At 53.3% G+C, this 20,662-nt stretch carries 23 protein-coding genes; 14 read left to right on the forward strand and 9 right to left on the reverse strand.

What is annotated here, in order from left to right; genetic code table 11:
* Window positions 1-81 precede the first annotated feature (81 nt).
* The 7 genes from rseP to H3L93_RS12085 all read left to right on the forward strand — a co-directional run bounded on the left by rseP (window position 82) and on the right by H3L93_RS12085 (window position 6,750).
* Window positions 82-1,410 (forward strand): RIP metalloprotease RseP, encoded by a 1,329-nt coding sequence (gene rseP, locus H3L93_RS12055; RefSeq protein WP_425484988.1) that lies wholly within the window; start codon window positions 82-84, stop codon window positions 1,408-1,410.
* Window positions 1,411-1,423: 13 nt separating this feature from the next.
* The gene (bamA, locus tag H3L93_RS12060; RefSeq protein WP_003798228.1) at window positions 1,424-3,961 is read left to right on the forward strand and encodes an outer membrane protein assembly factor BamA; all 2,538 of its coding nucleotides are present in this window, start codon (window positions 1,424-1,426) and stop codon (window positions 3,959-3,961) included.
* Window positions 3,962-4,146: 185 nt separating this feature from the next.
* The gene (locus H3L93_RS12065) at window positions 4,147-4,659 is read left to right on the forward strand and encodes an OmpH/Skp family outer membrane protein (RefSeq protein ID WP_003798229.1); all 513 of its coding nucleotides are present in this window, start codon (window positions 4,147-4,149) and stop codon (window positions 4,657-4,659) included.
* Window positions 4,660-4,830: 171 nt separating this feature from the next.
* Window positions 4,831-5,871 (forward strand): UDP-3-O-(3-hydroxymyristoyl)glucosamine N-acyltransferase, encoded by a 1,041-nt coding sequence (lpxD, locus tag H3L93_RS12070; RefSeq protein WP_040559061.1) that lies wholly within the window; start codon window positions 4,831-4,833, stop codon window positions 5,869-5,871.
* Between the two features lie 62 nt (window positions 5,872-5,933).
* Window positions 5,934-6,173, forward strand: a complete 240-nt coding sequence (locus tag H3L93_RS12075) for a hypothetical protein (protein ID WP_003798231.1) — start codon at window positions 5,934-5,936, stop codon at window positions 6,171-6,173.
* Window positions 6,174-6,175: 2 nt separating this feature from the next.
* Window positions 6,176-6,391, forward strand: coding sequence for a hypothetical protein (locus H3L93_RS12080; protein WP_003798234.1), 216 nt, complete (start codon window positions 6,176-6,178; stop codon window positions 6,389-6,391).
* Window positions 6,392-6,570: 179 nt separating this feature from the next.
* Window positions 6,571-6,750, forward strand: a complete 180-nt coding sequence (locus H3L93_RS12085; RefSeq protein WP_003798235.1) for a hypothetical protein — start codon at window positions 6,571-6,573, stop codon at window positions 6,748-6,750.
* Window positions 6,751-6,781: 31 nt separating this feature from the next.
* Here H3L93_RS12085 and H3L93_RS12090 read toward each other — a convergent pair whose 3' ends face one another.
* The 5 genes from H3L93_RS12090 to gloA form a co-directional block, all read right to left on the reverse strand.
* A complete protein-coding gene (locus H3L93_RS12090; RefSeq protein ID WP_081446126.1) occupies window positions 6,782-7,606 on the reverse strand; it encodes a polyprenyl synthetase family protein in 825 nt (274 codons plus the stop codon).
* Window positions 7,607-7,661: 55 nt separating this feature from the next.
* Window positions 7,662-7,889 (reverse strand): exodeoxyribonuclease VII small subunit, encoded by a 228-nt coding sequence (gene xseB / locus H3L93_RS12095; protein WP_003798240.1) that lies wholly within the window; start codon window positions 7,887-7,889, stop codon window positions 7,662-7,664.
* Between the two features lie 92 nt (window positions 7,890-7,981).
* Window positions 7,982-9,379, reverse strand: a complete 1,398-nt coding sequence (gene mnmE, locus H3L93_RS12100) for a tRNA uridine-5-carboxymethylaminomethyl(34) synthesis GTPase MnmE (protein ID WP_182077690.1) — start codon at window positions 9,377-9,379, stop codon at window positions 7,982-7,984.
* 63 nt (window positions 9,380-9,442) lie between these two features.
* On the reverse strand, window positions 9,443-9,898 hold the full coding sequence (locus H3L93_RS12105; protein WP_003798252.1) for an acyl-CoA thioesterase: 456 nt from the start codon (window positions 9,896-9,898) through the stop codon (window positions 9,443-9,445).
* A 112-nt stretch (window positions 9,899-10,010) separates the two neighbouring features.
* On the reverse strand, window positions 10,011-10,421 hold the full coding sequence (gene gloA / locus H3L93_RS12110) for a lactoylglutathione lyase (protein WP_040559064.1): 411 nt from the start codon (window positions 10,419-10,421) through the stop codon (window positions 10,011-10,013).
* 347 nt (window positions 10,422-10,768) lie between these two features.
* Here gloA and tsaA point away from each other — a divergent pair, with 347 nt between their 5' ends.
* Window positions 10,769-11,440, forward strand: coding sequence for a tRNA (N6-threonylcarbamoyladenosine(37)-N6)-methyltransferase TrmO (gene tsaA, locus H3L93_RS12115; RefSeq protein WP_003798257.1), 672 nt, complete (start codon window positions 10,769-10,771; stop codon window positions 11,438-11,440).
* A gap of 136 nt (window positions 11,441-11,576) precedes the next feature.
* On the opposite strand, the gene H3L93_RS12120 is transcribed toward tsaA, so the two are convergent.
* A complete protein-coding gene (locus H3L93_RS12120) occupies window positions 11,577-11,891 on the reverse strand; it encodes a PepSY domain-containing protein (protein WP_003798258.1) in 315 nt (104 codons plus the stop codon).
* A 453-nt stretch (window positions 11,892-12,344) separates the two neighbouring features.
* Between H3L93_RS12120 and H3L93_RS12125 the strand changes: the two genes are divergently transcribed.
* The 4 genes from H3L93_RS12125 to H3L93_RS12135 all read left to right on the forward strand — a co-directional run bounded on the left by H3L93_RS12125 (window position 12,345) and on the right by H3L93_RS12135 (window position 15,010).
* Window positions 12,345-13,463: an RNA ligase RtcB family protein gene (locus tag H3L93_RS12125; protein ID WP_003798260.1), complete on the forward strand. Its 1,119-nt coding sequence runs from the start codon at window positions 12,345-12,347 to the stop codon at window positions 13,461-13,463.
* Between the two features lie 65 nt (window positions 13,464-13,528).
* Window positions 13,529-14,149, forward strand: a complete 621-nt coding sequence (prfH, locus tag H3L93_RS12130; protein ID WP_003798262.1) for a peptide chain release factor H — start codon at window positions 13,529-13,531, stop codon at window positions 14,147-14,149.
* Window positions 14,150-14,166: 17 nt separating this feature from the next.
* A complete protein-coding gene (locus H3L93_RS13400; RefSeq protein WP_003798263.1) occupies window positions 14,167-14,292 on the forward strand; it encodes a hypothetical protein in 126 nt (41 codons plus the stop codon).
* Window positions 14,293-14,326: 34 nt separating this feature from the next.
* Entirely contained in the window at window positions 14,327-15,010 is a 684-nt protein-coding gene (locus H3L93_RS12135) for a 2,3-diphosphoglycerate-dependent phosphoglycerate mutase (protein WP_003798264.1), read from the forward strand.
* Window positions 15,011-15,092: 82 nt separating this feature from the next.
* Here H3L93_RS12135 and gap read toward each other — a convergent pair whose 3' ends face one another.
* Window positions 15,093-16,097 carry a type I glyceraldehyde-3-phosphate dehydrogenase gene (gene gap, locus H3L93_RS12140; protein WP_003798267.1) on the reverse strand — a complete coding sequence of 335 codons (1,005 nt, stop codon included), beginning with the start codon at window positions 16,095-16,097 and terminating at the stop codon, window positions 15,093-15,095.
* A gap of 389 nt (window positions 16,098-16,486) precedes the next feature.
* Between gap and lpxC the strand changes: the two genes are divergently transcribed.
* Window positions 16,487-17,410 (forward strand): UDP-3-O-acyl-N-acetylglucosamine deacetylase, encoded by a 924-nt coding sequence (gene lpxC, locus H3L93_RS12145; protein WP_003798270.1) that lies wholly within the window; start codon window positions 16,487-16,489, stop codon window positions 17,408-17,410.
* A 182-nt stretch (window positions 17,411-17,592) separates the two neighbouring features.
* On the opposite strand, the gene H3L93_RS12150 is transcribed toward lpxC, so the two are convergent.
* Both H3L93_RS12150 and gnd read right to left on the reverse strand, forming a co-directional pair.
* Window positions 17,593-17,943, reverse strand: coding sequence for a heavy metal-binding domain-containing protein (locus H3L93_RS12150; protein ID WP_003798271.1), 351 nt, complete (start codon window positions 17,941-17,943; stop codon window positions 17,593-17,595).
* Window positions 17,944-18,017: 74 nt separating this feature from the next.
* Window positions 18,018-19,466, reverse strand: a complete 1,449-nt coding sequence (gnd, locus tag H3L93_RS12155) for a decarboxylating NADP(+)-dependent phosphogluconate dehydrogenase (protein WP_003798273.1) — start codon at window positions 19,464-19,466, stop codon at window positions 18,018-18,020.
* A 443-nt stretch (window positions 19,467-19,909) separates the two neighbouring features.
* Here gnd and H3L93_RS12160 point away from each other — a divergent pair, with 443 nt between their 5' ends.
* Complete coding sequence (locus H3L93_RS12160; RefSeq protein WP_003798279.1) at window positions 19,910-20,656, forward strand: electron transfer flavoprotein subunit beta/FixA family protein; 747 nt, start codon at window positions 19,910-19,912, stop codon at window positions 20,654-20,656.
* Window positions 20,657-20,662 lie beyond the last annotated feature (6 nt).

Genomic DNA, 20,662 nt, shown 5'->3' on the forward strand with positions numbered 1-20,662 from the left:
ATAAACCAAAACTGCTATGCTAGCCCCGTTTTTCCAACCCCATTCACACGGAGCGCCGCCTTGTCCACCGTTTTATCCGCTTTGCACATGCTTGCCGCATTTATTGTCGCCATCGTTTTACTCGTTAGCCTGCACGAACTCGGGCATCTTGTCGTGGCGCGGCTGTGTGGCATCAAAGTGCTGCGCTTTTCCGTGGGCATGGGCAAGCCGTTTTACACCAAACGCTGGCGCAATATTGAATGGTGTCTCGCCCCCTTTCCCATCGGCGGCTATGTGAAAATGGTGGACACGCGCGAAGGCGAAGTCGCCGCCGAAGATTTGCCCGTTGCCTTTGACAAACAACACCCGCTCAAACGCATCGCCGTGGTGCTGGCAGGGCCGTTCACCAATCTGATTTTAGCCGTGTTGCTGTATTGGTTTAGCTTTGGCGTGGGCGGCATCACCCAAGTTCGCCCCTATGTGGGCACGGTAGAGCCCGCCAGCATCGCCGCGCAAGCAGGCTTTCAACAAGGCGACAAAATCATCAGCGTAAACGGCAAGCCCGTAAACAATTTTTCCGATGCCTACACCGAAATCGTGCTGGATTTAGAAACAGGCAAAATCAACGTGCAAGTGGAAAACGCGCAAGGGCAGCCTGAAAACCGCATCGTCAATGCAGCAGGCACGCAGCAAGCCAACGATGTCGCCAAGCGTAAAATCGGGCTGGGCATTTCGCCCGTTAAAGTGAGCAACAGCATCGGCGAAGTGCGCCCCAACACCCCCGCGCAACGCGCAGGCTTGCAAAAAGACGACCAAATCATCGCCATCAACAACCAAGCCATGCCCACATGGGAAGCGTGGAGCAAAATCATCCGCGAAAACCCCAGCCGCAGCCTGAAACTCCAATACATCCGCCAAGGCAAAGCATACAGCACCACCATCACCCCCACCGCCGAGGGCAAAATCGGCGTGCTGCCACAAAGCGATGCCGCATGGGACAACAAAGTCCGCCACCACTACACCCCCAGCTTCGCCGAAGCCATGCAGCTTAGCTGGAACAAAACCGTTAATTATTCCGGCATGACACTATCTTTCTTCGGCAAATTGCTCACAGGCAACGCCTCGCTGGCGCATATTTCAGGCCCGATTACCATCGCCGAAGTGGCGGGCAAAACCGCACAAATCGGCTGGCAGCCTTATGTGGAATTTCTCGCGCTGGTGAGCATCAGCCTTGGCGTGATGAACCTGCTGCCGATTCCCGTGTTAGACGGCGGGCATTTTGTTTACTATACTATTGAGCTTTTGATTGGGCGACCCATCAGCAAACGCGCCCAAGAATGGGGCTTACGCTTTGGCATTTCCGCTATGCTCGCCATGATGATTCTGGCCTTTTTCAACGACATCACCCGACTAATCGCCTCTTTTGGATAATTTTGGATAACCTATGAAACTCAAACACCTCACCGCCACCCTCATCGCACTCGGCATTGCCGCGCCCGCATGGGCAGCCGATTTCACCATCAAAAACTTCCGCATTGAAGGCGAGCAACACACTTCCGAAGCCACCGTGCGCTCGCTGCTGCCCGTAAAAGAAGGCGACACCTACACCGATGCCGTTGGCGAAGACATCATCCGCCGCCTGCACGCCAGCGGTTTCTACGAAAACGCCCTGCTGGAACAAAACGGCAATATGCTGATTATCACCGTGAAAGAACGCCCGATTGTGAGCGAATTAACGGTGAAAGGCGCGAAAGTTTTGCCCACTGATGCCATTGTGAAGCAAATGTCCACCGTGCGCGCCAGCAACGCAGGCAGCGATGAAGATTTGGTGAACAGCAAGCAAGACACCGAAAAATCGTATGACCAAAAACAAGCCGATTTTGAACGCACCACCGATTCCAGCACCGCGCAAGCCATTGCCAGCGCAGGCTTAGCCAAAGGCGATTTTTTCAGCCAAGAAGCCCTGATTCGCGCCTTGCGCGCCTTAGATGCCGCCTATAAAGAGCAAGGCAAAAACAACGTAAAAATCACGCCCGAAGTGCAAGAGTTGTCGCAAAACCGCGTTGCCGTAACCATCAACATCGAAGAAGGCGAAACCACGCGCGTGAAAAAACTGGATTTTGAAGGCAACGAACACTTTTCCGATTACCGCCTCAGCCGCGTGATTGGCTTAACCGACGGCACTTGGATTTCGTGGGTAACCAAATCCAACGTGTTCTCATGGGAAAAATTCAGCAAAGACAAAGCCCGCCTAGAATCGTTCTACCACCGCAAAGGCTATTTTGATTTCAAAGTGGACTTTGAAGACGTGCAACGCCAGCTCAACGAAGACCGCACGCGCGAAAGCGTAACCATCCGCGTGCACGAGGGCGAACGCTATTATTGGGGCGACACCCAAATTGAAGGCGACAACAAAGAAGTGCCGATTGCCCAATTGCAAAAACACCTGAAAAAAATCAAAGCGGGAAGTTTGAGCAACATGGACACGCTGCAAGAAGCGCTAGCCAAAATCAAACTGGATTTGCAATCCGCAGGCTATGCCCGCGCCGAAGTAACCACCGAAGCGCGCCGCCGCGAGGAAAACGGCAAGCATTATGTGGATTTGACCGTGCAGCTTAACCCTGGCAACCGCGTGGCGGTGCGCCAAATTGAAATCAGCGGCAACAACAAAACCCGCGATGAAGTCATCCGCCGCGAAATGCGCCAAATGGAAGGCGCAACCTACGACCAAGCCAAGCTCAACCGCTCGGCAGAACGCTTGCGCCAGCTGGGTTATTTTGAAGACGTGCAGGTAACCACCGCGCCCGTGCCCGAAGACGAACAGCAAATGGATGTTTCCGTTGCCGTGAAAGAACGCGCCACAGGCAGCCTGAATGCATCGGCAGGCTGGTCGCAAGACGACGGTTTGATTTTGGCGGCGGGCGTGTCGCAAGACAATTTGTTCGGCACGGGCAAATCCGCTTCGCTGAACGTGTCGCGCAGCAAAGTAACCCAATCGGCAAACCTGTCGTTCACCGACCCTTATTTCACCCCCGACGGCGTGAGCATGACTTACAGCCTGTTCGGCTCGCGCTACGACCCGTCCAAATCCACCAGCACCAGCACGCGCCGCAATTACCGCATGACGCGCTACGGCGGCACGGCAACCATGGGCATCCCGATTACCGAATACGACCGCGTAAACTTTGGCTTGGGCGTGGAACACATGGGCGTTACGCTGTTACGCAACCCGCCTTATCGTTATCAACGCTTTGTGGATGAAAACAAGCGCAACAACTGGATTTACAAAGGCTTGCTCAGCTGGTACCGCAACACTACGGATGACGGCTATTGGCCCACCCGCGGCTACAACGCCAATGTAACAGGCGAAATCGGCCTGCCCGGCAGTGGCTTGCAATATTATCAATTAGGGCACCAACAAACTTGGTACTTCCCGATTTCTCGCTCGTTTACCCTGATGCTGAATGGGCAAATTGGATACAGCGGCAGCTATGGCAAAACCAAAGATGTGCCGTTTATGTACACCCAATCGGGCGGCGGTTTAGGCTCGGTGCGCGGCTACGAAACAGGCACGCTCGGCCCCAAAGTGTATGACGTTGACCCCTACGATGGCTCGCTGGACACTGAGGCATACGGCGGTAAATTTGCCGTGAACGCCAATGCCGAATTGCTGTTCCCCTTCCCTGGCTTAAAAGACAGCAAAAGTATTCGCATGAGCTTGTTTGCTGATGCGGGCAGCGTGTGGGATGGCAAAAACTACAACCAATTTGCATACAGCCGCAGCAATCCTTATGGCAGCAATGGTTTTTACACCAGCAGCCATAAATCCAGCTTTAAAGAAGAATTGCGCTATTCAACAGGCTTGGCTTTAACGTGGATTTCCCCCGTCGGCCCAATTAAATTGAGCTACGCCTTGCCGCTCAACAAAAAAACGGGCGACCAAGTGCAACGCTTCCAATTCCAACTGGGCACTGTGTTCTAAAATCAAAAAGCCTGTTGGCAGTTATTTGCAAACTGCCAACGGGCTTTTATTGATTTAAGCGGCATATAGGCAGCCTGAAAATTGATTGGCGCGGTTGCTTTATCCGCACGCAATGAATACACTCATCCCTACGCGCGCGCCATCCCACCGCGTATCGCAAACAAACCAAAAATAGGACGAACAACATGAAACCCCTAACCATCCGAAATCTTTGCGCCGCTGCTGTGTTTTCAGGCTGCCTTATTGCGCTGCCCGCCCATGCCGAGCGCGTGCAAAAGTTTGGCTATGTAAACCCCGAGCGCGTTTACACCGAAACCCAAGCCGCGCAACGCATTGAAGCCACTTTGCAACAAGAATTTGGCGCGCAGCAGCAAAAACTCAACGCACTGCAACAGCAAGGCATTCAACTTAAACAAAAGCTCACGCGCGGCAAACTGAGCAACGCGGCGCGTAAACAAACCGAAGCCAAATTACTGGAAACAGGCAAGCAATACCGCATCGCCTCCGCCCGCCTTGCCGAAGAATACAACCTGCGCCGCAACGAAGAATTTGCCGCGCTGCAAAACAACGCCAACACGGTTATCCGCAATATTGCCGAAAAAGAAAAATACGATTTGATTGTGCAAGAAGCGGTGTTTGTTACCCAGCAATACGACATCACCGACCGCGTGATTAAACTGTTGGATGAAATGAAGTAATACAACCCAAAAGGCAGCCTGAAAACGGTGAAACGAATTTCAGGCTGCCTTTGGCGTTATGATGGAATAGACGCCCTACTTATGCCGTTGTTTATCGTTTTCAGGCTGCCTCTGAAACGCACAAGGCAGCCTGAAACCCCATTCAGCCAAGCCTACCCGCAAGGAGCTCCCATGACCCAATTCACCCTCTCCCAGCTTACCGCCCAACTCGGCGGCGAACTTATCGGCAACGACATCGTCATCACTGCCATCGCCCCCGCCGCCCGTGCCCAAGCGCATGAAATCACCTTTCTCGCCAACCCCAAATACAAAAGCGAAGTGGAGCACAGCCAAGCAGGCGCAATTATCGTTGCGCAAAAAGCCGCCGCACTTTTCCCTAATCGCAACCTGATTATCGCCGCCGACCCCTATCTTTACTTCGCCCAAGTGGCAAGGCTGTTCCACCCCGCGCCCATAGCTCAAGCAGGCATCCATCCCACCGCCGTGATAGACCCTACCGCCCGCGTGCCCGCCAGCTGCGAAATCGGCGCAAATGTGTACATCGGCGCACGCACGGTGTTGGGCGAACAATGCCGCATCCTGCCCAACAGCGTGGTGGAACACGATTGCACGCTCGGCAGCCAAGTCGTACTGCACCCCAACGTAACCGTTTACCACGGCTGCACGCTGGGCGAGCGCGTGGAAATCCATTCGGGCAGCATCATCGGCGCAGACGGCTTCGGGCTGGCGTTTGCGGGCGACCATTGGCTCAAAATCCCGCAAACGGGCGCGGTTACGCTGGGCGACGATGTGGAAATCGGCGCCAACACCACCATAGACCGCGGTGCGATGAGCGACACCACAATCGGGCGCGGCACCAAAATCGACAACCTGATTCAAATCGCCCACAACTGCCAAATCGGCGCGCACACCGTCATTGCCTCGTGCACCGGCATTTCAGGCAGCGTGAAAATCGGCGACTACTGCATCCTCGGCGGCGGCGTGGGCACGGTGGGGCATATTGAAATCGCCGACAAAACCACCATCGGCGGCGGCACATCCGTTACCCACAGCATCAAAGAAAGCGGCACGCACTACGCCAGCATCTACCCGATGCAAACCTTCCGCGAATGGACGCGCAACGCCGTGCACCTGAACCACCTGAACGAAATGCACAAACGCCTCAAAGCGCTGGAAGCGCAGTTAGCCGAACGAAACGGCAACGAAGAATGATTTTCAGGCTGTCTGTGCACAATCCACAGGCAGCCTGAAAACGGTTATCGCAAAGGAACACCATGCCGCTCAAACCTTTAACCATCCCCGTTCTAACCGCCCTGTTTATGACCACCCCAGCCCAAGCCTCCCCCGAACACAACCTCCTCAGCCAAAACGGCCACATCCTTGTTCAAACCCGCGCCCATGCCGAAGCACCCGCCGAAGTTCATATCGCCAACGTGTACGGCAAAAGCCGCGCCATCCAACATGTGATTAACAAGCAAAACGGCGCGGTTCTGCGGCTCACGCACGGGCGGTAGGCATGTGGCACATCATCCTAATCGGCTATGTTTTCGTCACGCTGATGTTTTCCATCGCGCAGTATCCGCAGGGCATCGCGCGGGTGTTGATTTATCTGGTGTTTTGGACAGTGCTGCCCACGCTGTTTTCGCTGTGGGTGGTGCTGATTCGGCGGCGCAACAAGCGGATGAAGTTGGAAGAGAGAGCAGAGCGTGGCAACCGCGATAAGGCAGCCTGAAAACGAACGAAGTGCGTTTCAGCGAAGCTAAAACCACAGGCTGCAGCGAAGCTAAAACCATCCGTCCTGCAAAAAATCGTTTGGCGTGACACCAAACGGTTTTGTCTTTTTCAGGCTGCCTCTTTGGCGCGTCAGCTCGCCGACATTTTTCCAACCCGTAAAGCCCCGTTGAATACTATTTGGCGGCGAGCCGTCGCCGCGCCATTTTAGATTTCAGGCTGCCTCAAAGATTCGGGCCGGGTAACAAGCCCAGCTTAAAACGCGGGCGCAAAGACAGGCAGCCTGAAACGCTCACCCCGCGCTTTCTACGGCTTGCTGGCAAGCCGTGCGCTGGCGAAAAGTATTTTCAGGCTGCCTGATGATGCACTGTTTGATGGTCGGCGGGGGTGGTTAGAACTTGCGCCCGACGGTGAATTCTGCCAGCTCGCGCAGGCGTGTGGCGCGTGCATCAAACGTTGCCAGCGCGTTGATGGCGTCGGCGGCGAGTTGTTCGGCATAGCCTCGCGCCGCGTCCAAGCCGAGCAGTTTCACATAGGTGGGCTTGTCGGCATCGGCATCTTTGCCTGCGGTTTTGCCCAGCGTGGTGGTGTCGGCGGCGCAGTCCAACACGTCGTCAATCACTTGAAACGCCAAGCCGAGTTTGGCGGCGTATTCGTCCAGCGCGGCGAGCGCGGCCTCATCCACATCGGGGCAGCTTAATGCGCCCAGCTGCACCGCCGCGCGAATCAGCGCGCCTGTTTTCAGGCTGTGCATTTGCTCCAACGCATCTTGCGGCAAATCGTGCCCCACGTTAGCTAAATCAATTGCTTGTCCACCTGCCATGCCTGTGCTACCCGAGGCGCGTGCCAACACGTTGAGCATGCGCAGCTGCCGCGCGGCGGGTAAATCGGTTTGGCGCGACAGCAGCTCAAACGCCAGCGTTTGCAAGGCATCGCCCACCAGCAGCGCGGTTGCCGCGCCATACGCCACATGGCAGGTGGGCTTGCCGCGCCGCAGCGTGTCGTTGTCCATTTCGGGCATATCGTCGTGCACCAGCGAGTAAACGTGGATGCATTCCACCGCCGCCAGCGCGGCTTCGCAGGCAGCCTGAACACGGTTGCCCAGCTCGGCGGCGGCTAACACCAGCATCGGGCGCAGCCGTTTGCCGCCATCCAATGCGGCATAGCGCATCGCTTCGTGCAAGCCTTGCGGCGCAAGGGCGGTTTCAGGCAGCATCTGTTGCAACACGGCTTCGGTGTGCGCCTGCGCGGTTTTTTGCCACGTTACAAAATCATTCACCTTCTAGCTCCCAGTCTTTTAAATCGCCGTGGTCTAACACTTGAATTTTTTGCTCTACGGCGGCGAGTTTTTGTTGGCAGTAGCGCACCAATTCCACGCCTTCGGCGTAGTTTTCTAGGGCTTCTTCTAGCGGTTGGGCGTTGTTTTGCATGGATTGGGTGATGGCTTCTAAACGAGCGATTGCGTCTTCAAATGTTTTGGGCGGGGATTTTTTTGCCATGATGGGTCTCGGGGGGATTAGAGAAAGGGATAACGGCGTTGATTGGTTTTCAGGCTGCCTGCACTTTGAGGCAGCCTGAAAACGCATTCAGCCTATTTGCCAATGCAAAAGCGGCTGAATATCACGCCCAGCAAATCATCGGCGGTAAATTCGCCGGTGATTTCGCTGCACGCGTTTTGCGCAAGGCGCAGGTGTTCGGCAAGCAGTTCAAGCTGGTGGTTGCCGCAAAGGGCGGCGTTGTCTAGCTCGCGCTGGGCGGTTTCTAGCGCGTGGATGTGGCGGCTGCGGGCAAGGAACAAGCCTTCGCTTTCGCCTTGCCAGCCCACTGCATCCAGCAAGGCTTGTTTGAGCAAATCCAAGCCTGCGCCTGTTTTGGCGGATAGTTTAATGAGCGTGGCGGGCGTATCCGTTTTAATTTTCAGGCTGCCTATCTGGTTATCCACACGGCTGGGCGTTTCGTTGCGCAAGTCGGCTTTGTTGTGGATAACAATGCGGGTGAGGCTGCTGGGCAGCTTGTTCAATATCGCCTGCGTAGCGGCGTTGATGCCTTCGGCGGGGTCTATCAAAATCAGGGCAACATCGGCGTTTTGCACGGCTTTTTCGCTGCGTTCAATGCCGATTTTTTCTACTAAATCGTCGGTCTCGCGCAGCCCTGCGGTGTCAGTGATGTGAATAGGCACGCCATCTAGCGTGATGTGTTCGCGCACGGTGTCGCGTGTGGTGCCGGCAATGTGGGTTACGATGGCGATGTCGTCGCCCGCCAGCGCGTTAAGCAGGCTGGACTTGCCCACATTGGGCGCGCCCACCAGCACCACGTTCATGCCTTCGCGCAAAATCGCGCCTTGCCCGGCTGTGGATAAAATTGTGGACAGTTCGTTTTGTAGCGCGGCGAGCTTGCCTTTGGCATCGGCGGCTTCCAGAAAATCAATCTCTTCTTCGGGAAAATCCAGCGTGGCTTCAACCAGCATCCGCAGGGTGATTAAATCGTCCACAAGGGCGTGGATGCGGTTGGAAAACGCGCCTTTGAGCGAGCGCACCGCCATGCGGGCGGCGGCTTGGCTGGATGCGTCGATTAAATCGGCAACGCTTTCGGCTTGGGCAAGGTCTAATTTGTTGTTTAAAAAGGCGCGTTTGGTGAACTCGCCTGCTTCGGCGATGCGCGCGCCCAGTTGCAGGCAGCGGTTGAGCAGCATTTGCAGCACAATTTGCCCGCCATGCCCTTGCAGTTCTATCACGTCTTCGCCGGTGAAGCTGGCGGGGGCGGCGAAATAGAGCAGGATGCCGTTGTCGATGGCGTTGCCGTGTTCGTCTAAAAAATCGGTATAGAGCGCGGTGCGCGGCTTGGGCGTTTTGCCGCCTGTGATGGCTTGGGCAATGGGCAAAAGCTGGCTGCCTGAAATGCGAATCACGCCCACGCCGCCGCGTCCTGCTGCGGTGGCGATGGCGGCGATGGTGGGTTGCGCGGCTGTGGATGGTTGTGTGGATAACATTTTGGGATAACGGATGGGGATGGCTGAGGCAGCCTGAAACGGGTAAATAACTTTTCAGGCTGCCTATCGGTTGGCTTGCAGGCGCAGTTTTTTGCGCTGCTCGGCGGCGGCATGGCGGAGGATTTGTTGCTCGGTTTGCAATGCCAGCGGTGGCACGGCAACGGGCTTGCCGTCTTTCATGGCAACCATGGTGAAATAGCAAGAATTGGTGTGGCGCACGGTGCGTGTTTGGATGTTTTCGGCTTCCACGCGGATGCCGATTTCCATGGAGGTGCGCCCCACCAGGTTCACACTGGCGTAATAGTTCACCAGCTCGCCCACATGAATCGGCTCTTTAAACATCACTTGGTCCACCGACAGCGTTACGCACATATTGCCCGAATAGCGGCTGGCGCAGGCGTAGGCAACTTGGTCTAGCATTTTGAGCAGCTCGCCGCCGTGTAGATTGCCGCTAAAATTGGCCATCGCGGGGGTAATCAGGGTGGTCATGTGGAGTTCGTGGGCAGGGGGATTTTGCATGATGGCTGACGGTTGGGAAAAAAGCGGTATTTTAGCAAATTGGCAGGGAAAGGCAGCCTGAAACGCGCTTTTCCTGTTTCAGGCTGCCTTGGGCGGATGATTGGGCGCGGGTTTACGCGCCTTTGTAGGTATCTGCGCCCGTGCCTTTTTCAATAAATTCAATTTTGTAGCCGTCTGGGTCTTCCACAAACGCGATAACCGTGGTGCCGTGTTTCATCGGCGCGGCTTCGCGGATGACTTTGCCGCCTTTGGCGCGCACGGCATCGCAGGCTGCGGCGGCGTTGTCCACTTCTATGGCGATGTGTCCGTAGCCCGCGCCCAAGTCGTAGGACGGCGTGTCCCAGTTGTGGGTGAGTTCCAGCACGGTGGTGTCGCATTCTTCGCCGTAGCCCACAAACGCCAGCGTGAAACGCCCGTCGGGGTAGTCTTTGCGGCGCAACAGTTTCATGTTCAGCACTTCGGTGTAAAACGCCAAAGATTTATCCAAATTGCCCACGCGCAGCATGGTGTGTAGTAATCGCATGATTGTGTTCCTTTATGTTTGTTGGTTAAAAGGCAGTCTGAAAATCGGTTTTCAAACTTTCAGGCTGCCTATTTTACAATTGATTCCGCCGTTTACCTAATCTTGCCTGCGCATCAGGCAGCCTGAAAACGGGTTGAGGATTGTTTGGCAAAGCCCGTTTAACTGATTTGCTAATTCTGTCCTAAAAAATGCCCGTCTTTTTATTCAAACAGCCAACCCACTCTATTTTCAAGCTGTCTTAAATAAACCAGCGCATTGGTTAGTAAACTATTGCTGGTTTCCTTTTTTCAGGCTGCCACCAATCACGATAAAATACCCACACCCATCCCAAAAGGCAGCCTGAAACCATGCTCCACACCCTTCACCCCATCGGCACAGTCCAATCCCCCTACGCCCAAAAATTCGGCATTCCCCGCCAGCCCCAACTCGTCCCCGCCGCCCAAATCATCCTTATCCTCAACCCCGAATTTACCGCCGACAGCGTGCGCGGTTTAGACGGCTTTGACTACATCTGGCTACAATTTCTGTTTCACGATGCCATCTACGAAGGCTGGTCGCAAATGGTTCGCCCACCGCGCCTCGGCGGCAAACAAAAAATGGGCGTATTCGCCACCCGCAGCCCGCACCGCCCCAACCACATCGGGCTTTCCCTGCTGCGCCTTATCCGCATAGACACCACAGGCAGCCGCGTGCACATCCATTGCCAAGGCGGCGACCTGCTAGATGGCACGCCCATTTTAGACATCAAACCCTACATCCCCTTTGCCGAAGCCCATCCCCAAGCCCGCGCAGGCTTTGTGAACGGCGCGCCCGAGCGGTTAAACGTGATTTGGCAGCCTGAAAGCCGCCCATCCGCGCTTTCCCCCGAACAGCGCGCCCTAATCGAACAAAGCCTCGCCCAAGACCCCCGCCCCGCCTATCAAGACCTCCCCGAGCGCATCTACGGCACGACCATCGCCGGCAAAGAAGTGAAATTTCAAATCGCCAACGGCAGCGTTCGCATTCTGTCGTGCGAATAAAACCGCCGCACGCAAAAAAGGACGCGCCCGGCACGTCCAATCTCACAAGAAAAAGGGAATGTAATTCGCGGTAAACAAACTGTTTTAGCTTCGCAACTGCGCTTCGCTACGCAGGCTGCCTAAGCGCCTGCGCCGATTAGTCGTCCAATTTGCTGGAAATCACCGCGCCCGTTTTGGCATTCACTTCCACTTCGTATTTCTGCCCGTTTGCCGTGCGCACGTCCACGTCAAAATGGTCGGGCTTGTTGCGGCTGCGGTCAAATTCCACTTCCGTCGCCTGCCCGCCGCCCACTTTGGCAACGGCAATTTGCGCCGCTTTTTCGTGCGTAATGTATTGGGCGCGGTTTTGCTCGTAGTGCAGGTAATCGCCGCCCGCCAGCGCAGGCGCGGAAACGGCAGCAAACAATGCGGCAAATAAAACGGCTGCGGTTTTTTGGGTGTTGAATTTCATGGTATGACTCCTGTTAGTGGTTAAGAAAATGTGTGTCGCTTGACAACGGTTCGCAGTATGGAGAGCGAAAATTAGGAGATAATTAGGAGTGTATTAAGAATGTGTAAAGGTTTTCAGGCTGCCTCAATGTAAAGGCAGCCTGAAATCGCATTTGGGCTTTATACGAAGCAAAAACCACACTTTGCCACCATTATCCGGCTCAAATTTGCCAAACTCCGCCGCCCGCGCGTATCATCCGCGCTTTCATTGTTCAACCCATTGCCAAGAAAGGATAAACCATGCAAACCATCGCTCAAACTACCATCCAACTTGGCAGCCTGAACGCCGCGCGCGTTATCTAACCGCCCGTTCGGGCTGCTTTCTCCAATTATTGTTTAGACAAAGATTTCAATGCCATGCCGTTTTAGGCAGCCTGAAACACGTCTCAACAAAAGCAAAAAGAAAGTGTCCCACATGGGCAATCAAATCATTATCATCAAAAATTCAAACACCTGGATAGAAGGCAACGCCGTTCAACAACTGGAAACCACCGCCAAACTGCCGCACATGCAGCGCGTGGCGGGCATGCCCGATTTGCATGCAGGGCGCGGTTATCCCGTCGGCGCGGCTTTTTTTAGCATCGGGCATTTTTACCCCGCGCTGATTGGCAACGACATCGGCTGCGGCATGGCATTTTGGCAAACCGATTTGGCCGCACACAAAGCCAAAACCGGCAAATTGGTCAAACAATTGGGTAGCATAGACGCGCCGCTAGGCGAGGATTGGCAGGCGCGGATAAACGAGCTGCTGCCGCAGCATCCGTTTCAGGCTGCCTTGGGTACCATCGGCGGCGGCAACCATTTTGCCGAGCTGCAAGCGGTGGATACCGTTTACGCGCCCGACAGCCTGCCCGCCGCGTTCAATCCGCAATGCCTGCAACTGTTGGTACACAGTGGTTCGCGCGGCTTGGGGCAGCATATTTTGCGCCACCATGTGGATAAATTTAACCACGCAGGGCTGCCTGAAAACACGCCCGAAGCCGCCGCATATCTTGCCGAACACGATGCCGCGCTGGATTTTGCCCGCACCAATCGCCGCCTGATTGCCGAGCGTATGCTGGCGCGTTGGAACGCAGAGGGCGCGTGTCTGCTGGATGTGCACCACAATTTTTTGCAACGCGTTCAACTGGATAACGCAACGGGCTGGCTGCACCGCAAAGGCGCAACGCCGTCCGATTGCGGCTTGGTGGTTATCCCCGGTTCGCGCGGCGATTACAGCTATCTTGTGCGCCCGATTGCAGAAAATGGCGCAGATGCCTTGTTTTCCTTGGCGCACGGCGCGGGGCGCAAATGGCAGCGCGGCGAATGCAAAGCGCGCTTGTCGCACAAATTTTCCGCCGCCAGCCTGCGCCAAACCGCATTTGGCAGCGCAGTGGTCTGCGAAGATAAAGCCTTGATTTTTGAAGAAGCACCGCAAGCCTACAAAAAAATAGACAGCGTAATCGCTGCCATGCGCGATTTTGGGCTGATTGAATTGGTGGCGCGGATGAAGCCTGTTTTGACTTACAAAACAGCGGGCGGTTGCGCCGATTGATACTGAACTAATTTCAGGCTGCCTCCGTGTAAAAGGCAGCCTGAAACCAAAATACAAGGAACTTTATGATTTATCTGCAACTCTCCACAGGGCAATCGCCCGCCGAATGCCAAATTTTCGCCCAATTTGTGTTACGCAAAATCTTGCGCGAAGCCGAAGCCGCAGGCGTGGCAGCCGAGCTGTTGAGCCAAACCGCCAGCAAACACGGCATTTTGTCCGCCGTATTTGCCCTCAGCGGCGCGGGCGCAGAAGACTTGGCGCAACGCTGGCTCGGCACGCTGCAATGGATTGGCAACAGCCCCGTGCGACCCAAGCATCCGCGCAAAAATTGGTACATCGGCGTTTTCAGGCTGCCGCAAATCCCCGCGCTGCCCGATGACGACAGCATCCGTTTTGAAACCTGCCGCGCGGGCGGCAAAGGCGGGCAGCATGTCAATAAAACCGACAGTGCCGTGCGCGCCACGCATTTGGCAACAGGCGTTTCGGTGCGCGTGGAAAGCGAGCGCAGCCAACACGCCAACAAAAAACGCGCCCGCGAACTGCTGGCTTTGAAGCTGGCGGAACAGCATTCGGCAGCGTTGGGACAACACTCCGCCCATGCACATTCGCAGTTATACCAAGTGGAACGCGGCAACCCCGTGCGCGTGTTTAAAGGGGCGAATTTTCGCGAACAATCGGCAGCCTGAAAACAAACCAAGCGCGTTTGAGCGAAGCGAAAAACAACGGCGCAGGCAGACGGCAATGCCTAAACTGCGCCGTTGCCTTTTTCAGGCTGCCTTTTGTCAACTTATCCGCCATTTCCCGCCAGCTTGGTGCGCAAATCCTTTAAAATCACACCTTTCAACCCACCAAAAAGGAACATCATGGAACTCGTCTTTATCCGCCACGGTTTGAGCGAATGGAACGCCAAAAACCTGTTCACAGGCTGGCGCGATGTGAAGTTAAGCGAAAAGGGCATCGCCGAAGCGCAAGAAGCGGGGCGCAAACTCAAAGCCGCAGGCTACCAGTTTGACATCGCGTTCACCTCGGTTTTAACCCGCGCCATCAAAACCTGTAACATCGTGCTGGAAGAAAGCGACCAGCTTTGGGTGCCGCAAATCAAAACATGGCGGCTGAATGAGCGGCATTACGGCGCATTGCAAGGCATGGACAAAAAACAAACCGCCGAAAAATACGGCGATGAGCAAGTGCATATTTGGCGCCGCAGCTACGACACCTTGCCGCCGCTGTTAAGCAAAGACGATGAATTTTCCGCCCACAACGACCGCCGCTACGCCCATTTGCCCGCCGATGTGGTGCCCGATGGCGAAAATTTGAAAGTAACGCTGCAACGCGTGTTGCCCTTTTGGGAAGACCAAATCGCCCCCGCCATCATCAGCGGCAAGCGCGTGTTGGTGGCGGCGCACGGCAACAGCTTGCGCGCGCTAGCAAAACACATTGAAGGCATTTCCGACGACGACATTATGGGCTTGGAAATCCCCACAGGGCAGCCCTTGGTGTACAAATTGGATGATGATTTAAACGTGGTTAAGAAATTTTATTTGTAATAATAAGACTTTACTCAACAATAAAAGGCAGCCTGAAACCGCATTCAATACGTTTTCAGGCTGCCTCTTTAATGTGGATAACTTAAATTTTTTCAGCAAAGAATTTCAACGTGCGCACCAGTTGACAAGTGTAAGACATCTCGTTGTCATACCAAGCCACGGTTTTCACCAACTGCTTGTCGCCCACCGTTTGCACGCGGGTTTGCGTGGCATCAAACAGCGAACCAAATTCCATGCCGACCACATCAGACGACACAATTTCATCTTCGGTGTAGCCAAACGATTCATTGGCAGCGGCTTTCATCGCAGCATTCACTTCTTCTTTGGTTACATTTTTTTCCAAAATACAAACCAATTCAGTCAGCGAACCCGCAACAACAGGCACGCGCTGCGCCGCGCCATCCAATTTGCCGTTCAATTCAGGAATCACCAAGCCAATGGCTTTGGCTGCGCCTGTGCTGTTGGGCACAATATTTGCCGCAGCGGCGCGAGCGCGGCGTTTATCGCCTTTGCGGTGCGGCGCGTCCAGCGTGTTTTGGTCGCCCGTGTAGGCATGGATGGTGGTCATCAAACCTTGCACCACGCCAAATTGTTTTTGCAACACCGCCGCCATCGGCGCAAGACAGTTGGTGGTGCAAGAAGCCGCAGAAATCACGGTTTCGCTGCCATCCAAGACATTGTGGTTCACATTAAACACCACGGTTTTCATATCGTTGCCCGCAGGCGCAGAAATTACCACTTTGCGCGCGCCCGCGCGGATGTGCGCTTCGGCTTTATCTTTGCTGGTAAAAAAGCCCGTGCATTCCAACACCACATCAACGCCCAATGCTTTCCAAGGCAATTCTTCGGGATTAGGCTTGGCAAACACTTTGATTTCTTTGCCGTTTACGAGAAACGCTTCTTCTTTTTGCTCAATCGTGCCGTTGAAGCGACCTTGCGTGGTATCGTATTTAAACAGATGAACCAGCATATCAGCAGGCGTTAAATCGTTTACGGCAACCACTTCAATGCCGTCTGTTTTCAAGATTTGGCGCAAAGCCAAGCGTCCAATGCGCCCAAAACCGTTAATTGCCACTTTAACTGCCATTTTTACGTTCCTTCTGTGCGTTGAAAAACGCTTCTTTTTACCATTTTTTACGCTTAAACGCAAAAGGCTTTTGTTTTTGGCTGGGCGAGTTTGTATTTGTAATTAAATTAAAAACAAAAGATTAAAAAATAAAAAGATGATATTTATGAGGCACAGCACGCATTGTGGATAAATCGGTTAAACAAATGATTTGATAACAAAATAAGATAAACAAAAATCTGTGCGCGATGGCGGTTAATTGATTGGGATAACTGTGGATAAAATGAAACGTAAATCGCTTTACTGTGGATAAATCGGCTTTATCACGCTTTTTTATTGCCTTAACCACACTTTCAGGCTGCCTAAAATGGTTTATGATGCAGCCTGAAAATCATTTTTAGGATAACTGCATGAAACAACGCACCCTAGCCAAATCCATCACCGCCACAGGCGTAGGCTTGCATTCGGGCGAGCGCGTGTCGCTTACCCTGCATCCTGCCGCTGAAAACACGGGCATCCAATTTCGCCGCAGCGATTTATCGGGCGAGCAGGGCGAAATTGTGCCGCTCACGCCCTATTTGATTAACGACACGCGCCTTTCTTCCACCATCGTTACCGAAAACGGCATCCGCGTGGGCACGATTGAGCACATTATGTCGGCATTTGCGGCGTATGGTGTGGATAACATTTTGGTGGAGTTGAACGCGCCCGAAATCCCGATTATGGACGGCAGCAGTTTGCCGTTTATCTTTTTGTTGCAAGATGCGGGCGTGGTGGAGCAGCAGGCAGAAAAACGCTTTTTGCGGATACTAAAAGAAGTTTCGCTGGAAGAGCCGAATAAAGCGGTGAAATTTACCCCTTATAACGGCTTTAAAGTGCGGCTCACGATTGAATTTGACCATCCTGTGTTCAACCGCTCGTCGCCCACATTTGAGATTGATTTTGCAGGAAAGTCTTATGTGGAAGAGATTGCGCGGGCGCGGACGTTTGGCTTTATGCAAGAAGTGGAGCTGATGCGCGCGCACAATTTGGGCTTGGGCGGCAATTTGTCCAACGCGATTGTGATTGACGACACCGATGTGCTGAACCCCGAAGGGCTGCGCTATCCCGATGAATTTGTGCGCCACAAAATTTTGGATGCGATTGGCGATTTGTATATTGTCGGGCATCCGATTATCGGCGCGTTTGAGGGTTATAAATCGGGGCACGCGATTAACAATGCGCTGCTGCGCAAGGTGCTGGAGGACGAAACGGCGTTTGAGTGGGTGGAATTTCCCGATGATGATGCGATGCCGCGCGCATTTTCGGGGATTGAAACGTTGGGCGTGAGCTAGTTTGCCGCAATCCAAAAGGCAGCCTGAAATTGGTTATCCCCTGTTTCAGGCTGCCTTTTGCACATCAAGTTATCCCTGATTATTTTTATTTAAAACAATAGGATGACGTTTTATCAACAAAGTTATACACAATAAAAGGCAGCCTGAAAATGGGATTACCTATTTTCAGGCTGCCTCAACCATTAAACCGCCACTTTAACCGCCGTACCGCTCACGGTTACCATCATCATGCCATTGGTTTCGCCCAACACTTCGTAGTCAAAATCGATGCCGATGATGCCGTTTGCGCCCAGCTCCTTCGCGGCCTGCTTCATATCCGCCAACGCCGCTTCGCGCGCGCCAGCCAATGCGCGTTCATAGCCGCCCGCGCGCCCGCCGACCACATCGCGTATGGAAGCGAACATATCACGGAAAATGTTGGCGCCGATAATCGCTTCGCCGTTCACAATACCCAAATAAGCGTCTAGTTGAATATCATTCGGCGTTACGGTGGCAAGAAAAAAGGCTTCTTCTTTGCGGGAAAACCAACCCATGTTGTTTACTCCTGTGGATGGTTTTCAGGCTGCCTCTGACAGATAGGCAGCCTGAAAACATATGTGATAACTGATTACACTTCGTAGGTGCTGGAAGCGGTGTTGCCGCCTGTGCCCGTCCAATTGGTGTGGAAAAACTCGCCGCGCGGTTTATCGGTGCGCTCGTAGGTGTGCGCGCCGAAGTAATCGCGCTGGGCTTGCAGCAGATTGGCAGGCAAGCGCGCGGAAGTGTAGCCGTCTAGGAAAGTAATTGCCGCCGCCATGCAAGGCATGGGAATGCCGATTTCAATCGCTTTGGCAACGGTTTTGCGCCATGCGGGCAAGGCGTTGAGCAGGATTTTTTGGAAATACGGGTCTGCGCCCAAGAAGGCTAAATCAGGGTTGGCTTCAAATGCATCGCGGATGTTGCCCAAGAAAACGCTGCGGATGATGCAGCCTTCGCGCCACAACAGCGCGGTTTTGCCGTAATTCAATTTCCAATTAAACGTGTTGCTGGCTTCGCGCATCAGCATAAAGCCTTGGGCATACGAAATAATTTTGGATGCGAGCAACGATAAACGCAGCGATTCCAGCCATTCTTCGCGGCTGCCTGAAACAGGCGCAATGCTGCGGGGGAACAAGCCGGCGGCGGCAACGCGCTGTTCTTTCAACGCCGAAACGCAACGAGCAAACACCGATTCGGAAATCAGCGTGAGCGGAATGCCCATATCCAAAGCGTTGATGCCAGTCCATTTGCCCGTGCCTTTTTGCCCTGCGGTGTCTAGAATTTTTTCCACCAGCGGCGTGCCGTCTATGTCTTTGTAGGCAAGAATATCGGTGGTGATGTCCACCAAATAAGAATTTAACTCGGTGTTTTTCCAAGATTTAAACGTTTCGTGCATTTCGTCATACGTCATGCCCAAGCCATCTTTCATAAATTGATAGGCTTCGCAAATCAGCTGCATATCGCCGTATTCAATGCCGTTGTGCACCATTTTCACAAAATGCCCCGCACCATTGTCGCCCACCCAATCGCAGCAAGGCTCGCCATTAGGCGTTTTTGCCGCAATGCCTTGCAAAATTGGCTGAACGTATTGCCACGCTTCGGGATTGCCCCCTGGCATAATAGATGGGCCATGCCGCGCACCTTCTTCCCCGCCTGAAACGCCTGCGCCAATAAAGCGAATGCCTTTGGCAGCCAGTTCAACCGTGCGGCGGTTGGTGTCGGGATAATTGGCATTGCCGCCATCGATAATGATGTCGCCTTGTTCCAGATAAGGCACAATTTGCGCAATGAATTCGTCCACCGCGCTGCCCGCGCGCACCATCAGCATGATTTTTCGAGGTTTTTCCAATTTGTCCACAAGCTCTTGCAAAGAATGTGCGCCAATAATATTGGTGCCTTTTGCAGCACTATTTAAAAATTCGTCCACTTTGGAAACGGTTCGGTTGAACGCCACCACTTTAAAGCCTTTGTCGTTCATGTTCAAAATCAAATTTTGACCCATTACCGCCAAACCGATTACACCAATATCGCCTTTCATAGCTATTCCTTGCGAGTTGAGAAAGCTGTAACTTTACTCCATTGGCATGGGATAGACAATGCAAGAAACCTGCGTTGCCGGTAATAGTATTTAAATCCAAAATTTAAATATAAACTGATTATGTAAGATAAAGAATGCGCTATCTGTTTGTTGATAAGTTTAAAAATAAAATAATTTCAAAATGTTGGATTGTATTTATGGCTTTGGAAAAGGCAGCCTGAAAACAAGGATAGGGTGTGAATAGCAGTGGATAAAATTTCGTAAACAGCAACATTATGTGGATAAGTTTGGAAAACAAACAGGCTGTCGTTTTCAGGCTGCCTCAATCTGTGGATAATAAAACAACGGCTATGTTAAAACGTGTTCAAAAATGTGCTTTTCCGATAAAATACCGCCCTTTATTGGTTTCAGGCAGCCTGAAAATAACGGTATAAGGAATTCTCATGAAAGCATTGGTGGCGGTAAAACGCGTGGTTGATTTCAATGTGAAAGTGCGCGTGAATGCAGATGGCTCGGGCGTGGATATCGGCAATGTGAAAATGTCGATGAATCCGTTTGACGAAATTGCGGTAGAAGAAGCAGTGCGTTTGAAAGAAGCAGGCAAAATCAACGAAGTGGTCGCCGTATCGCTGGGCGAAAAAAAATGTGAAGACACGCTGCGAACTGCTTTGGCAATGGGTGCCGACCGTGCCATTCATGTGGAAACCGATGCGTCGCTTGAACCGTTGGCCGTGGCTAAATTATTGAAAAAAATCGTAGATAAAGAGCAGCCTAGCCTTGTTTTACTGGGTAAACAAGCCATTGACGACGATGCCAACCAAACGGCGCAAATGCTGGCGGCATTGATGAACGCGCCGCAAGGCACGTTTGCCAGCAAAGTGGCATTGTCTGCCGACGAGGCGGTGGTTACGCGCGATATTGATGGCGGTGTGGAAACGGTTGCGTTGAAATTGCCGGCTGTGATTAGCGCAGATTTACGTTTGAACGAGCCGCGTTTTGTGAAGCTGCCTGCGCTGATGCAAGCGAAGAAAAAAACAATTGAAAAGCAATCGGTTGAAGAATTGGCTGTAAACATTGAACCGCGGTTGCACGTGAAACACTATGCTGAACCCAAAGCGCGTCAAGCGGGTGTGAAAGTGGCAAGCGTGGCTGAATTGGTTGAAAAACTGGCGGCTGCCAAAGCAATTTAAAAAAGG

The sequence above is a fragment of the Kingella oralis genome, assembly GCF_014054985.1.
Taxonomy (GTDB): Bacteria; Pseudomonadota; Gammaproteobacteria; order Burkholderiales; family Neisseriaceae; genus Kingella_B; species Kingella_B oralis.

What these genes read in the sequence shown, in the direction of transcription:
- bamA (WP_003798228.1), top strand. Translation starts at nt 1,424, where the DNA reads ATGAAACTCAAACACCTCACCGCCACCCTCATCGCACTCGGCATTGCC.
- H3L93_RS12065 (WP_003798229.1), top strand. Translation starts at nt 4,147, where the DNA reads ATGAAACCCCTAACCATCCGAAATCTTTGCGCCGCTGCTGTGTTTTCA.
- lpxD (WP_040559061.1), top strand. Translation starts at nt 4,831, where the DNA reads ATGACCCAATTCACCCTCTCCCAGCTTACCGCCCAACTCGGCGGCGAA.
- H3L93_RS12075 (WP_003798231.1), top strand. Translation starts at nt 5,934, where the DNA reads ATGCCGCTCAAACCTTTAACCATCCCCGTTCTAACCGCCCTGTTTATG.
- H3L93_RS12080 (WP_003798234.1), top strand. Translation starts at nt 6,176, where the DNA reads ATGTGGCACATCATCCTAATCGGCTATGTTTTCGTCACGCTGATGTTT.
- H3L93_RS12090 (WP_081446126.1), bottom strand. Translation starts at nt 7,606, where the DNA reads ATGCTGCCTGAAACCGCCCTTGCGCCGCAAGGCTTGCACGAAGCGATG.
- xseB (WP_003798240.1), bottom strand. Translation starts at nt 7,889, where the DNA reads ATGGCAAAAAAATCCCCGCCCAAAACATTTGAAGACGCAATCGCTCGT.
- mnmE (WP_182077690.1), bottom strand. Translation starts at nt 9,379, where the DNA reads ATGTTATCCACACAACCATCCACAGCCGCGCAACCCACCATCGCCGCC.
- H3L93_RS12105 (WP_003798252.1), bottom strand. Translation starts at nt 9,898, where the DNA reads ATGCAAAATCCCCCTGCCCACGAACTCCACATGACCACCCTGATTACC.
- gloA (WP_040559064.1), bottom strand. Translation starts at nt 10,421, where the DNA reads ATGCGATTACTACACACCATGCTGCGCGTGGGCAATTTGGATAAATCT.
- tsaA (WP_003798257.1), top strand. Translation starts at nt 10,769, where the DNA reads ATGCTCCACACCCTTCACCCCATCGGCACAGTCCAATCCCCCTACGCC.
- H3L93_RS12120 (WP_003798258.1), bottom strand. Translation starts at nt 11,891, where the DNA reads ATGAAATTCAACACCCAAAAAACCGCAGCCGTTTTATTTGCCGCATTG.
- H3L93_RS12125 (WP_003798260.1), top strand. Translation starts at nt 12,345, where the DNA reads ATGGGCAATCAAATCATTATCATCAAAAATTCAAACACCTGGATAGAA.
- prfH (WP_003798262.1), top strand. Translation starts at nt 13,529, where the DNA reads ATGATTTATCTGCAACTCTCCACAGGGCAATCGCCCGCCGAATGCCAA.
- H3L93_RS12135 (WP_003798264.1), top strand. Translation starts at nt 14,327, where the DNA reads ATGGAACTCGTCTTTATCCGCCACGGTTTGAGCGAATGGAACGCCAAA.
- gap (WP_003798267.1), bottom strand. Translation starts at nt 16,097, where the DNA reads ATGGCAGTTAAAGTGGCAATTAACGGTTTTGGGCGCATTGGACGCTTG.
- lpxC (WP_003798270.1), top strand. Translation starts at nt 16,487, where the DNA reads ATGAAACAACGCACCCTAGCCAAATCCATCACCGCCACAGGCGTAGGC.
- H3L93_RS12150 (WP_003798271.1), bottom strand. Translation starts at nt 17,943, where the DNA reads ATGGGTTGGTTTTCCCGCAAAGAAGAAGCCTTTTTTCTTGCCACCGTA.
- gnd (WP_003798273.1), bottom strand. Translation starts at nt 19,466, where the DNA reads ATGAAAGGCGATATTGGTGTAATCGGTTTGGCGGTAATGGGTCAAAAT.
- H3L93_RS12160 (WP_003798279.1), top strand. Translation starts at nt 19,910, where the DNA reads ATGAAAGCATTGGTGGCGGTAAAACGCGTGGTTGATTTCAATGTGAAA.